We start from the raw sequence: 12205 nt of genomic DNA on the forward strand, positions 1-12205 counted from the left end.
CGCGGGCCGGTCATATCCTCGTAAGGATTTGTAAAGTATAAGCCGCCTATGATTCTCGGTATTGCCCGGATTCTGCGGTGTGGAGCGGGCTGAATCTGGTAGTTGGGCTAACTGAATGCGCATTCGTCATTTCGCCTACGTTTCCTTGATGGCACTCGCCTTGGCGGGCTGCAACGACACACTGGAATCGGCAAGCAAGATCGACCTCTCCACCGTCAAGAACAAGGTGGAGCAACCGCTGCCGCCGCGCATCTTGGCACAGATGAGCGCCAAGAGCATGGATCGCAATTCGCCGATCCTGATCCGCATCTTCAAGGAAGAAGGCGCGCTCGAGATCTGGAAGGCGAAGACCGACAACCGTTTCGACAAGATCGCCGACTACAAGATCTGCGCCTGGTCCGGCCGTCTCGGCCCGAAGGTGAAGACCGGCGACCGGCAGGCTCCGGAAGGTTTCTACAACCTGACCCGCGCCAATCTGAACCCGAATTCGAAATATTATCTCGCGATCAATACCGGCTTTCCGAACAAATATGACGCCGTCAATGGCCGCAGCGGTTCGGACCTGATGATCCATGGCGCCTGCTCGTCCTCGGGCTGCTACTCGATGACCGACGAGCAGGTTCTCGAGATCTACGCCTTCGCGCGCGACGCCTTCAAGGGCGGCCAGACCTCGGTTCAGCTGCAGGCCTTCCCGTTCCGCATGAGCGCGGAAAACATGTACAAGCACCGGCTCGACCCGAGCTACGACTTCTGGAAGATGCTGAAGGTCGGCTACGACAATTTCGAAGTCACCAAGCGTCCGCCGGAGGTCAATGTCTGCGAGAAGAAATACGTCTTCAACCAGCAGACGGCTGATGGCGGCGGCTTCAATCCGGCAGGCAAGTGCCCGGCCATGTCGACGCCCCCGGCGCTCGCATCGGCGCTGTCGTCCTACGACAAGACCTATGCCATGGATTATGCCAAGGCCGAGAAGAAGTTCGACGGCCTCGCCTGGTATGACCCGACCGAAGCCGAACGCAAGGCCGTCGTCGCCAAGACCCGCAAGGGCCGCGATCTCGCTTACGCGCCGACCGGAACCTCGCTCGAAGCCGGCCGCATGGTCAAGGTTGCCGAGCTCGAAGGCATGATGTCGAAGCCGGCAGTGCCTGCCACGGTTCCGGCAACTGCGATCGCAGCAGCCACTCCGGCGCCTGCTGCAGCAGCACCGGCCGCCGCGGCACCCGCTCAGCCGACCGCCACGGCTGTTGCCGAGGCATCACCTGCAAACGTTCCGGTTCCGCAGCAGAACCCGCTGGCCTTTGCGCCCGAGCCGCCACAGGAAACCGCCGACGCTTCCAAGAAGCCTTTCTGGAAATTCTGGTCCAAGAATTGAGCGGTTCCGACGCCGTCGCCTATGACCTTCGCGGTCTGAAGTGTCCCCTGCCCGTGCTGAAAACGCGCCGCAAGATGTCCTCCATGGCCAGCGGCGCGCTCATCCGGGTCGAAACGACGGACCCGCTGGCCGGCATCGATATCCCGCATTTCTGCAATGAAGACGGCCATGAGCTGCTGGAAACAGTGAAGACCGAGAGCGGCCACCGCTTCCTGATCCGCCGGAAATAGGTCTCAGATCTTCATGCCGGGAATGGCAAGCGGGTTGGATTCCAACGCTGCACGGTCGGGCGTGTCGATGCGCGGCTTGCCGAGGAAGGCATCGAACAGCGTCTTGACGAAGTCCTCGGGCAGATCCTTGGTGATCAGCACCATGCGCGTGCGCCGGTCGTTTTCATCAGGCCAGGCGGACAGGCGTACCGGCGGATGGAAGATGTTCTGCACGCCATGCAGCACCAGCGGCTTGTCCGGCCGGTCAGAAACCGCAACGATCGCCTTCATCCTGAGCAGCTTCTCGCCATGCGCCGAGCGCAGGAGATCGATGAACATTTCGAGCGCCATCGGATCGATTGGCTTGTCTTCGATGATCGAGAAAGACCGGATCGAGGCGTCGTGACGATTCACATCATGCGGATCCTGGCCATCGTGGTGATGGTCATGATGGTGGTGATGGCCGTGACCATGATGGTGATGATGATCGTGGTGATGGTGATCATGCGCGTTTTCATCGCGCAGCCACCGGCCGACATCGGCAATCTTCGTCTCCGGATCGTAGAGGCCATTGACGAGCACGCCGGCGGTGCCGGTCTCTTCGTCATCGGCATCGATCAGAGCCGCCCGCGGACTGAGATCGCGCAGCCGCGCTTCAAGCGCGCCAAGACCTTCGCCACCAGCCATCGCCCGCTTCGAGACGATCAGCCGGTCGGCAACGGCCACCTGCTTGCGGGCTTCCTCGTGATTGTCGAGCGTCTGCAATCCGTTGACGGCATCGACGACGGTCACGACGCCGTCGAGCTGGAAATTCGTGGCGATGACTGGGTTGCCCATGATCGCCTGCATGACCGGCGCCGGATCGGCCAGCCCTGTCGTCTCGATGACGATGCGCTTCACTGCCTTCACCTTGCCGGTCTGGATCGCATCCATCAGATTGGCGAGCGTATCGACCAGCTCGCCGCGCACCGTGCAGCACAGGCAGCCGTCCGAAAGCTCGATGATCGCATCGCCGGAGCTCTCGACCAGCAGGTGGTCGATGCCGACATCGCCGAATTCGTTGATGATGACGGCCGCATCCTTCATCGCCGGATCCTTGAGGATCCGGTTCAGGAGCGTCGATTTTCCCGCACCGAGAAAGCCGGTGAGGATAGTGACCGGGATCCGGTCTGCATGCAGGCTCATGGGGTCTTGCCTTTAGAACGACGTAGGACGCGGCAGCGGGACCGGGATATTGGCGGCATCACCCATCGCATCTGCCTTGGTACCCTTGTCAGGCTGGGTATCCTGCCCGGGAATCAGGCCGGCGAAGACGAAATTCGGCTCGTGGTCCATCTCGTGGATGTAAGGCGACTGCACCTTCATGCGGCCGACCTCGTCGCGCGTTTCGCTGCGCACCTTGGCGCCCTTCGCGCTGCAGATTTCGGCGCTGATATCGCTGACGGCATCCTGCCCCGGGCCGTAGGGTTTCAGCGAGGCAAGCGTTGCGCTTGATCCGGCGGGCGTTGCAAAGCCCTTCTCCAGCAGGTTGGCCGTCGCATCAGCGCGCGCCGCAAGGCTGTCCGTACCGAGCACGACCGAAACCACGGTGCGTCCGTTGCGGGTGGCAGAGCCGATCTGGTTGAAACCCGAAGCGCAGATGAACCCGGTCTTCATGCCGTCGGCACCGGCAAAACGGCCGATCAGCAGATTGATGCTCGGCGTATTGGTCTTGCCGTTGGTAAAGCCTTCAAGCGCGAAATAGCCCGAATATTGCGGAAAATCGCGGCGCAGCGCGACGGTCAGAACCGCGAGATCGCGCGCCGTCGTGTACTGGCCCTTGCCCGGAAGTCCGTTCGGATTGACGAAATGCGAATCCGTCATGCCGAGCTTCAGGGCTTCCGCATTCATGCGCAGCACGAAGGCATCCTGCGTTCCGGCCACCGCTTCTGCGACGGCAACGGCGATATCATTGGCCGACTTGACCATCAGGATCTTCAGCGCGCTGTCGAGCGTCAGCTTCTGGCCCGGCTTGTAATACATCTTGGCGGCAGGCTGCGCTGCGGCCTGCTTGCTCATCACGATCGGCGTATCGAGGCTGATCTGGCCGGAGCGGATGGCATCGAATGTTGTATAGACGGTCATCAGCTTGGTAAGCGAGGCCGGATACCATTTGCGGAAGGCTTCTTCGTGCTCCAGCACGCGGCCGGTCTGGACATCGACGAGAATATGCGGATTGGCTTGCGCAAGCGGAACCGAAGAAAGCAGTGCGGCAGTGGCACTGACGGCGAAAGAGACCGGCCGCAGGGCGGCAAACAAACGATTCTGGCGCGTCGACACGTCTAGTCCTTAAGATGTCCGGAAAATCTCGAAACCTTCACTATTTAACGTATATGGCCATGACATGGCAAAGGCCATTGAATAAGTTCTTTTCGCGGCAGCCGCTATCTCTGCCGCGGAATAGCCCGTTACCGGTACAGGAATTTGAGCATGCCGATTTTGAACAGAGCCGCTGAATTGCAGGACGAAGTGACCGAATGGCGCCGTCACATCCACGCCCGTCCGGAGCTTCTTTTCGCGGTGGAGAACACGGCAGCCTTTGTCGCCGAAAAGCTGAAAGAGTTCGGCGTTGACGAAATCGTCACCGGCATCGGCCGCACCGGCGTCGTCGGCCTGATCAAGGGAAATGGCGGAGGCAGCCGCACCATCGGCCTGCGCGCCGACATGGACGCCCTGCCGCTGACCGAAATTTCAGGCAAGCCCTGGGCCTCGACCACGCCGGGCAAGATGCACGCCTGCGGTCATGACGGCCACACGGCCATGCTGCTCGGCGCCGCAAAGTATCTGGCCGAGACGCGCAATTTCAACGGCAACGTCGCGGTCATCTTCCAGCCCGCCGAAGAAGGCGGCGGCGGCGGCAACCTGATGGTCAAGGACGGGATGATGGAGCGGTTCTCCATCGAGGAAGTCTATGGCATGCACAATCTGCCGGGCTTGCCCGTCGGCCAGTTCGCCATCCGCAAGGGGCCGATCATGGCAGCCACCGACGAGTTCACCGTCACCATCAAGGGCCGCGGCGGCCATGCGGCCCAGCCGAACCGCACGATCGACCCGATCGCCATCGGCGCCCAGATCGTTGCCAACCTGCAGATGATCGCCGCGCGCACCGTCGATCCGCTGCGCTCGGTCGTCGTCTCCGTCACCAAATTCAACGCCGGCTTCGCCCATAACGTCATTCCCAACGACGCCCAGATCGCCGGCACGATCCGCACGCTCGACCCTGAAGTGCGCGACATCGCCGAAAGCCGCTTCAAGCAGGTCATCAACGGCCTTGCCGCAGCGCACGGCGCCGAAGCCGACATCGCCTTCCATCGCAACTATCCGGTGACTGTCAACCATGCGGCCGAGACCGGCCACGCGATCGCAACGGCAACCGACATCGCCGGTGCGGCCAACGTCAACCCGGAAATCGACCCGATGATGGGAGGCGAGGATTTCTCCTACATGCTGAACGCCCGCCCGGGCGCCTTCATCTTCATCGGCAACGGCGACACCGCAGGCCTCCACAACCCGGCCTACGATTTCAACGACGAAGTCATCACCCACGGCATCTCCTACTGGGTGCGTCTTGCCGAACAGCGCCTCGGCGCCTGATCTATACTGGAAACCGGACTGAAAAAGGCTTGGCTTCGCGCCAAGCCTTTTGTATGCATGAGCCCCAAGTGGTTCCGTAGCTCAGCAGGATAGAGCATCAGATTCCTAATCTGAGGGTCACGCGTTCGAATCGCGTCGGAATCACCAACTACATTGGTGCGTCCAGTAAGCTTTGGTTAAAGTGCGCACCTTTAGACCGGTCGCAAGTTACACCACTAGGCCACTTAAAAAACTTCAACAGCTCCCGACTCCAGGGGGTCGATTCGCATATAGAAACAATAAAACTAAGATGATCGCGCCTTGTGCGGGCACAAATTCGCGAATCTTTTGGTGTCAGTTCGCATTTTATTTAATTTTTTCTAGGGGTGGGTTGAAATTACCCACTTCTCGAATCTCATTGATTCTTCTGCGATTCTTTTTTGACGTTGACCAGACGCCCTGAAATGGCCTTTGGCGTCAATGAATTAGCCGCGCCAATCCGAAAAAAAAGCTGGTTGATCTCAAACGAATTTCAGGGCTGATTCATAAAAGGCCGAGGCACGGACAGTGTCTCACAAACACTTTAGACGTCCAGCCTCGGCCTTGGTACGGGTTGGCGTCCATGACGACAGCCGCTGCGGGATGGGTCGCTCACAACGACCCATCCTAAAACAGGATGCATCAAACCGCTGCGCAGCGCAAATCAAGATAGCGCATGTGTTGGCGATATCGTCGGCAAGCGCCCTAAAGATCACAATGATAGGGTTGGACTAGGCTAAGTGCCGCGGCAAGCCAGCAACCACCTCCACCTCGCGTCGCTATGCGGCAATTCTACAGATGCCCGCGGCCTCTTGACGTAAGTAAATGCCACGCCCCTCCCACTCACGCGGAAGGGGCGAAAATGGCCTTTGATCAGCCCGGGGTCAGCGTCATCGACGCGCTACCGGCAGCAACGTTCAGGCCGAGCTGGCCGGTCACGCTGAGCGCCTGCAGGTGGATCGATCCCGACGTGCCGCCGATCAGCACGTTGGCGCCGACGCCGGCGCCGACTGTGGCTTCGGCAGAGGCGCCGACATAGAGGCCGCCGAGCGAGCCACGGTGATAGCCAGCGGTCGGGGCGAAGACGGCCCAGACGAGGCGGCTGCGGGTGGTGAAGCCGAGGTCGATGCCGAGCTTGCGGATATCGCCGGTATAGTGATCGGTCACTTCATTGCCGATCGTCGAGCTGAACACGCAATCGGCTTCCTTCGCGGAGCCGAGAACATAGCCGAGGCCGCCGCCGATATCGCAGGTCAGCATGCCGATCTTGACGCCGCCGCGCGTATCCGGTTCCTCGTAGGTCCGGACCATATCGGCAGCGCTCGCCGCCGTGACGCAAGCCTGCGTAAGCGAAGCTGCTGCAATTACCATCGCAATGGTCTTTTTCATCATGGTCTCCTTCTCAAATGGCACCGGCAGCTTCTGATCGAAACCGCACCGGCAAGCAAACCCAGCCACAAATAACGTATGGGATCGCAGAACGATCCAAGCGGCCTTCATTGTTTCCATGCGCAATGAAGAACGTTCTTAACGTTCTGATCGCAAAGGGGACAATTCGAAGGCAGGACCGTTGCTTATTGGCCGCACTCGATGCCGGAATTGCTTTTCCGCACACCCCACGCAGAAATTGAGTAAGGCCGGCGAATAGCCGCTCCAGGGCGAAAAACCTAAATATTTCGTAAGGTTGGAACCAGGCGTGCGATTGGCGAGTTGATCGTCCGGTTAATCGAAAGGCCAAAACCATGAAATCTCTTATTCTTGCATCCATGCTTGCAGCAGCCGCCATTGTTTCGACCACCGCACCGTCACAGGCGGCAAACGTAACCGTTACCACCACCGAGCGCGCACCGGCACACCGCTGGCACAAGCCGATGCACCACGTGGCGACGCATTGCTACGTGAAGACGGCCCGCTTCCACGAACACGGCCACTGGGTCGTCAAGAAGACCCGCGTCTGCCGCTAAGACTTATTTCTCAAGATTGGAGAACCGGCCGTCAGAGGCCGGTTTTTCTTTGCGCTCTGCCGGGCTGGAACTTTGCCGCTGGGGCGGCGTTAAGCTGGCAGAACAGGAGTTCCCGTCATGCGTCAAAAACTCACGCTACTTGCGATCGGCTATATCGCCATCAGCGCCGTCATCGTTGCCCTGGCCTACCAGCCGCACGGAACCACGACAACGCAGAAGACCGACCGCTTGGCCGGGGCGACCAGCAGCTCGCATTTCCTGGTGGAGCGCTTCGCCGGCTGATCAGCTGAGCGCCGGCTTGTAGGCGACGACGTGGAAATATTCCTCGTCCGGCAACGTCTCGCCGCGCAGCAACTGCCCATCGACTGAAAACAGCATCGGATCGCTGTCAAAGCCGCTCTCGCCGAGTTGCGACCGAAGCTGCTCCGGCGTCGTTGCATAGACCATGATACCGAAATCGTGGGCGCGGTGCAGCAGAATGGCATGTTCGCCATCGCGCTGTTCCAGCGGCGCAAACCGGCGCTCGCGCACCAGCCCGACGGCATGCTTCACAAGACGAAAGCCGAGCTTGAGCGGATCGTTCGACCAGACGATCGAGGAGCGCGCCCGCTTTTCACCGAAGCCATGCCAATTGCGGTTGAAGGTCGAGAACACGAAGGTGCCGCCAGCCTTCAGCACCCGGGAGACTTCGCCAAGAATTGCCTTGCGCCCATCCGCATCGACGGAATCGATGCCGTTATAGCTGAAGACCACGATGTCGAAGCTGCTCTTCGCAAAGCGTGAAAGATCGCGGGCGTCCATGTGCTCCAGCTGGGCTGAAGGGTAGTTGCGCTGCGCTAGCGCCACCATCTCGGGCGTATAGTCGATACCGACATAATCAGCGGCCACCGGCTGAAACAATCCAGTGGTGCGGCCGCCGCCTATACCGATGTCGAGGATTCGCGCGCCCGCGCCGCGATTGCGGGCGATCTCGAAAACCACACGTTCACCCTCATTGATGAAGCCCGTGCTCGACCGGTAATCACGCCGGGCGAGGGGGTTGCTCCATGTTCTGCGGTTGATCTCTTCCATGCGATGCATAGGCACCTCCGGTAAAACCAGGAAATTTGGCTTTAACCTATGCCGCTGCCCGTGGAGCGTCCAATTACAGAACGTTAATCTTTTGTTAATGGTTAACGCAGGGCGTCAACCGAGCAGAATCTGGTTGCGGACACCGTGGACACCTTTGACCGAGCTGACCACCGCAGTCGCCCGCTCGATCTCTTCGACTGTGCCGACAGTGCCCGTCAATACGATCTCTTCATTCTCGACCGTTACCTGAACATCGGACGCATCGATGCTCCCGGCCACGGCCAACGCCTCGGCTGCCGCAATCTCCAGCGTCGCGTGATTGACAAACTCGGCTTCGATCTCCGGCTGTTTGCCGTGAAAAGTGGCTTCCTTGAAAACCATGACCCTTCCTCCTTTTGCAATGGCAGAGAAACGCCGGAGGCAGCGGTTGGTTCAGATCCTACCAGGTGGCCCGGTAGTTGATGTTCACATTTGCCGAGCGGCTTGAGGACAGTGGATCGTTGACGGCAGCGTTCAGATTGAGATTCGGCAGGATATTCTGGCTGACGCCGACGAAGCTCGAAAAATCCTGACCGAGGCCGGTAACGCTGCCGTTGGCGGTCAGCGCTGTTCCCGTCCAGGGATAGATCAGCTTCATCGCCTGGCTGGCGGTGACCGAAGTCTGGCGCGCGGCCACCGGATCAAAGCCGACATTGACGAAGCGGCTGGTCTGGAGGTCAAGCGAGTCAGAGAGAATGAAGCTTTTCGAGCGGCTGAGCATCAGCGCGCCGCTTCCACGCAGCGTATCGACGCGAACACCGGCAGATTGCTGCGTCGGTCCGGCCGGGGTTGCCCTCACCTTGCTGATCTTGCCCCAGAGTGTCGCCTGCCCCGATCCCTTGAGGATCGCATCGCCATCGGTTGCCGACAAGCCGAGATCGGCACCGGCGCTGGTTTCCCATTCGAACGGCAGACGAAATCCCATCGTTGCCTTGTAGGCCTGATCGGATACCTGCACCGGATTCCAGATCAACAGATTGTCGGCCCGCGCCGGCAATGTTTGGGCAAGCCAGGCGGCGCATAGAATTGTCAGTTTCAGCATCGTCATCAAAGTCGGCCTTTTCGAGCGCCGAGACGCAGGAACATGCGGAAGCATCGCGAAACGCGTCCGTTCATTCCTCCCAATTTTTGAAGTGGCAGGGCACCGCAGTGCCATTTGCCGGGTGCGCCCAAGCGCCCGAATGCGGCTCTGGCCGTTCAGGCCGCCGCATCCGTTATCCTCCACAGGTGTTACAAGAGTCACATCCCAACGCCGCTCTGTAAACCCCGTTGCGAGAGAAAACTGCTGCGTTGCACACTTGCCGCACCACCCAAAGCCCTGTAGAGCCGAAGGCAAATGACGGCTCTGGATAAGACACGCGCATGAAGACCGGCCTCACCGCGCCGCGGCGCCTCAGCATCTTTGGTTCGACAGGCTCGATCGGCGTCAACACGCTCGATGTGGTCAAGCAGCTTGGTGGCCGTGATGCTTTCGAGGTGGTCGCAATCACCGGCAATGCCAATGTAGCGCTGCTCGCCGAGCAGGCGATTGCCTGCGGCGCCGAACTCGCCGTCACTGCCGACGAAACAAGCTACGGCGCCCTCAAGGAAGCGCTTGCAGGCAGCGGTATCGAAGTCGCCGCGGGCCGTGATGCGCTGATCGAAGCGGGCACGCGCAATGCCGGCCTGGTGATGGCGGCAATCGTCGGTACCGCGGGATTGGCGCCGACGCTGGAGGCCGCAAAGCGTGGCGCCGACATCGCGCTTGCCAACAAGGAATGCCTGGTCTCAGCAGGCGAGCTTTTCGTCAAGGCCGTTTCCGAAGGCGGCGGACGGCTGATCCCCGTCGATAGCGAACACAGCGCCATCTTCCAGTCGCTGGAAGATGACCAGCATCATGCCGTCGAGCGCATCGTTCTGACCGCTTCGGGCGGTCCGTTCCGCACCTGGACGCGCGAGCAGATGGCAGGCGTCACCGCCGATATCGCCCGCGCCCATCCGAACTGGTCGATGGGTCTGAAGATTTCGATCGGCAGCGCTTCGATGTTCAACAAGGCGCTGGAGATGATCGAGGCTAAGCACCTCTTCAACGTTCGTCCTGATCAGGTTGAGGTGATCGTCCACCCGCAGTCGGTCATCCATTCGATGGTCGGCTATGTCGATGGATCGGTGCTGGCGCAGCTCGGCTGCCCGGATATGCGCACCGCGATCGGCTATGCGCTGACCTATCCGAACCGCTCGAAGCTCGATGTCGAGCGGCTGGACTTTGCCAAGCTGGCGCGTCTGGATTTCGAGGCGCCGGATGAAGTGCGCTTCCCGGCACTACGGCTGGCACGCACAGCGCTGGAACGCGGCGGCCTGCAGGGCGCCGTCATGAATGCTGCGGAAGAGATCGCCTTCCACGCCTTCTGCGATGGCCGGATTGGCTTCCTTGAGATGGCCGATATTGCCGAGCGCGTGATGGATATGATGACCGGCCACGAGGCCGCCACGACGATGGAAGACGTCTTCGCCGCCGATAACGAGGCACGGCACCGCGCCGGCGAAATCATCGCTCAAAAGGAAATGGCCGCTTAAGCGGCCATTTTTATTACGTTATTTCTGTTTTCCTTAGGCGACGTGCCTTGCAAGCGCACAGCGCGACCAGAGCGAATGCAGCGCGCCGACCAGATGCTCGATATCGGCATCGGAATGCTGCGGCGTCGGCGTGATGCGCAGGCGCTCGGTCTTCTTCGGCACCGTTGGATAATTGATCGGCTGAACATAAACGCCGAAATTGTCGAGCAGCAGATCCGAGATCCACTTGCACTTCGCGGCATCCCCGACCATCACCGGCACGATATGGCTCGGGTTCGGCATATGCGGAATGCCCTGCTGGTCGAGCAGCTGGCGCAGCTTGCGCACCCGGTCCTGATGGCGGGCACGCTCGAAGGGGCTGGCCTTCAGATGCTGGATCGAAGCGACCGCACCGGCGGCGAGCGCCGGCGGCAGCGAGGTCGTGAAGATGAAGCCCGAGGCGAAGGAGCGGATGAAGTCGCAAAGCGCCGTCGAGGCCGCGATGTAGCCGCCCATGACGCCGAAGGCCTTGGCAAGCGTGCCCTCGATCACGGTGATCCGGTCCATCAGGCCTTCGCGCTCGGCAATGCCGCCGCCGCGCGGGCCGTACATGCCGACGGCATGAACTTCGTCCAGATAGGTCATGGCGCCGTACTTGTCGGCGAGGTCGCAGATTTCCTTGATCGGCGCGATGTCGCCATCCATCGAATAGACGCTCTCGAAAGCGATCAGCTTCGGCGCCTTGGGATCGGCGGCCGCCAGCTTGGCTTCGAGATCATGGATGTCGTTATGCTTCCAGATCACCTTCTCGCACTTGGCATAGCGAATGCCTTCGATCATCGAGGCGTGATTCAGCGCATCGGAGAAAATGATCATGCCGGGGATCTTGCCGCCGAGCGTGCCAAGCGCCGCCCAGTTAGAGACATAGCCCGACGTAAAGGTCAGCGCTGCTTCCTTGCCGTGCAGATCGGCAAGTTCGCGCTCGAGCAGAACGTGGTGGTGGTTGGTGCCAGAGATATTCCGGGTGCCTCCCGCACCCGCGCCACAGTGGTCGATGGCGGCTTTCATCGCCTCGATCACCTTGGGATTCTGGCCCATGCCGAGATAGTCGTTGGAGCACCAGACCGTTACGTCTTTCGGGCCGTCGGCCGTGTGACGCGTCGCACGCGGAAACTGTCCGCTGTGGCGCTCAAGGTCGGCAAAAACGCGATAGCGGCCTTCAGAATGAAGACCATCAAGCTCGCTTTTGAAAAACGCTTCGAAATCCATGCATATGCTCCAGTATCACGCGACCGTTTTGCTAAGCACACCGCCGCGCGTCAACCCATGGCGCCTCCTTTACCATCAACTGCGGCAAAAGGCGC

General features: G+C 60.4%; 13 protein-coding genes and 1 tRNA gene. 7 read left to right on the forward strand and 7 right to left on the reverse strand.

Annotated features, from left to right (window positions below; translation table 11 throughout):
• The first annotated feature begins 115 nt into the window (after nt 1-115).
• On the forward strand, nt 116-1372 hold the full coding sequence (locus tag AC1DJO_RS10890) for a L,D-transpeptidase family protein (RefSeq protein WP_477970428.1): 1257 nt from the start codon (nt 116-118) through the stop codon (nt 1370-1372).
• Nucleotides 1369-1602: a sulfurtransferase TusA family protein gene (locus AC1DJO_RS10895; protein WP_112386155.1), complete on the forward strand. Its 234-nt coding sequence runs from the start codon at nt 1369-1371 to the stop codon at nt 1600-1602. Before AC1DJO_RS10890 ends, AC1DJO_RS10895 begins: the two co-directional genes overlap by 4 nt.
• 3 nt (nt 1603-1605) lie before the next feature.
• Here AC1DJO_RS10895 and AC1DJO_RS10900 read toward each other — a convergent pair whose 3' ends face one another.
• The gene (locus tag AC1DJO_RS10900) at nt 1606-2766 is read right to left on the reverse strand and encodes a CobW family GTP-binding protein (protein ID WP_477970430.1); all 1161 of its coding nucleotides are present in this window, start codon (nt 2764-2766) and stop codon (nt 1606-1608) included.
• Nucleotides 2767-2778: 12 nt separating this feature from the next.
• Nucleotides 2779-3900 (reverse strand): D-alanyl-D-alanine carboxypeptidase family protein, encoded by a 1122-nt coding sequence (locus AC1DJO_RS10905; RefSeq protein ID WP_477970432.1) that lies wholly within the window; start codon nt 3898-3900, stop codon nt 2779-2781.
• Between the two features lie 150 nt (nt 3901-4050).
• On the opposite strand from AC1DJO_RS10905, the gene AC1DJO_RS10910 reads away from it, so the two are divergent.
• Nucleotides 4051-5214 (forward strand): M20 aminoacylase family protein, encoded by a 1164-nt coding sequence (locus AC1DJO_RS10910; protein WP_112539058.1) that lies wholly within the window; start codon nt 4051-4053, stop codon nt 5212-5214.
• A gap of 70 nt (nt 5215-5284) precedes the next feature.
• Nucleotides 5285-5361, forward strand: a tRNA-Arg gene (locus AC1DJO_RS10915).
• A gap of 744 nt (nt 5362-6105) precedes the next feature.
• On the opposite strand, the gene AC1DJO_RS10920 is transcribed toward AC1DJO_RS10915, so the two are convergent.
• Entirely contained in the window at nt 6106-6621 is a 516-nt protein-coding gene (locus tag AC1DJO_RS10920; RefSeq protein ID WP_112386170.1) for a DUF992 domain-containing protein, read from the reverse strand.
• Between the two features lie 353 nt (nt 6622-6974).
• Between AC1DJO_RS10920 and AC1DJO_RS10925 the strand changes: the two genes are divergently transcribed.
• Entirely contained in the window at nt 6975-7196 is a 222-nt protein-coding gene (locus AC1DJO_RS10925; RefSeq protein WP_112386159.1) for a hypothetical protein, read from the forward strand.
• A gap of 117 nt (nt 7197-7313) precedes the next feature.
• Entirely contained in the window at nt 7314-7478 is a 165-nt protein-coding gene (locus tag AC1DJO_RS10930) for a hypothetical protein (RefSeq protein WP_477970435.1), read from the forward strand.
• Here AC1DJO_RS10930 and AC1DJO_RS10935 read toward each other — a convergent pair whose 3' ends face one another.
• The 3 genes from AC1DJO_RS10935 to AC1DJO_RS10945 all read right to left on the reverse strand — a co-directional run bounded on the left by AC1DJO_RS10935 (nt 7479) and on the right by AC1DJO_RS10945 (nt 9354).
• Entirely contained in the window at nt 7479-8276 is a 798-nt protein-coding gene (locus AC1DJO_RS10935; RefSeq protein WP_112386160.1) for a class I SAM-dependent methyltransferase, read from the reverse strand. It abuts the gene before it with no gap.
• Between the two features lie 105 nt (nt 8277-8381).
• Nucleotides 8382-8648 (reverse strand): BON domain-containing protein, encoded by a 267-nt coding sequence (locus AC1DJO_RS10940; RefSeq protein WP_477970437.1) that lies wholly within the window; start codon nt 8646-8648, stop codon nt 8382-8384.
• 58 nt (nt 8649-8706) lie between these two features.
• Complete coding sequence (locus AC1DJO_RS10945) at nt 8707-9354, reverse strand: hypothetical protein (protein WP_477970439.1); 648 nt, start codon at nt 9352-9354, stop codon at nt 8707-8709.
• 314 nt (nt 9355-9668) lie between these two features.
• Between AC1DJO_RS10945 and dxr the strand changes: the two genes are divergently transcribed.
• The gene (gene dxr, locus AC1DJO_RS10950; protein WP_477970441.1) at nt 9669-10862 is read left to right on the forward strand and encodes a 1-deoxy-D-xylulose-5-phosphate reductoisomerase; all 1194 of its coding nucleotides are present in this window, start codon (nt 9669-9671) and stop codon (nt 10860-10862) included.
• A gap of 33 nt (nt 10863-10895) precedes the next feature.
• Here the strand turns inward: dxr and hemA are convergent, their stop codons facing one another.
• A complete protein-coding gene (hemA, locus tag AC1DJO_RS10955) occupies nt 10896-12110 on the reverse strand; it encodes a 5-aminolevulinate synthase (protein WP_112444569.1) in 1215 nt (404 codons plus the stop codon).
• Nucleotides 12111-12205 lie beyond the last annotated feature (95 nt).

The organism is Rhizobium sp. 05N430 (assembly GCF_056396985.1).

Excerpts from the sequence above, each read along its gene's own strand:
- AC1DJO_RS10890 (WP_477970428.1), top strand. The coding sequence starts at position 116 with ATGCGCATTCGTCATTTCGCCTACGTTTCCTTGATGGCACTCGCCTTG.
- AC1DJO_RS10900 (WP_477970430.1), bottom strand. The coding sequence starts at position 2,766 with ATGAGCCTGCATGCAGACCGGATCCCGGTCACTATCCTCACCGGCTTT.
- AC1DJO_RS10910 (WP_112539058.1), top strand. The coding sequence starts at position 4,051 with ATGCCGATTTTGAACAGAGCCGCTGAATTGCAGGACGAAGTGACCGAA.
- AC1DJO_RS10920 (WP_112386170.1), bottom strand. The coding sequence starts at position 6,621 with ATGAAAAAGACCATTGCGATGGTAATTGCAGCAGCTTCGCTTACGCAG.
- AC1DJO_RS10925 (WP_112386159.1), top strand. The coding sequence starts at position 6,975 with ATGAAATCTCTTATTCTTGCATCCATGCTTGCAGCAGCCGCCATTGTT.
- AC1DJO_RS10930 (WP_477970435.1), top strand. The coding sequence starts at position 7,314 with ATGCGTCAAAAACTCACGCTACTTGCGATCGGCTATATCGCCATCAGC.
- AC1DJO_RS10935 (WP_112386160.1), bottom strand. The coding sequence starts at position 8,276 with ATGCATCGCATGGAAGAGATCAACCGCAGAACATGGAGCAACCCCCTC.
- AC1DJO_RS10940 (WP_477970437.1), bottom strand. The coding sequence starts at position 8,648 with ATGGTTTTCAAGGAAGCCACTTTTCACGGCAAACAGCCGGAGATCGAA.
- AC1DJO_RS10945 (WP_477970439.1), bottom strand. The coding sequence starts at position 9,354 with ATGACGATGCTGAAACTGACAATTCTATGCGCCGCCTGGCTTGCCCAA.
- dxr (WP_477970441.1), top strand. The coding sequence starts at position 9,669 with ATGAAGACCGGCCTCACCGCGCCGCGGCGCCTCAGCATCTTTGGTTCG.
- hemA (WP_112444569.1), bottom strand. The coding sequence starts at position 12,110 with ATGGATTTCGAAGCGTTTTTCAAAAGCGAGCTTGATGGTCTTCATTCT.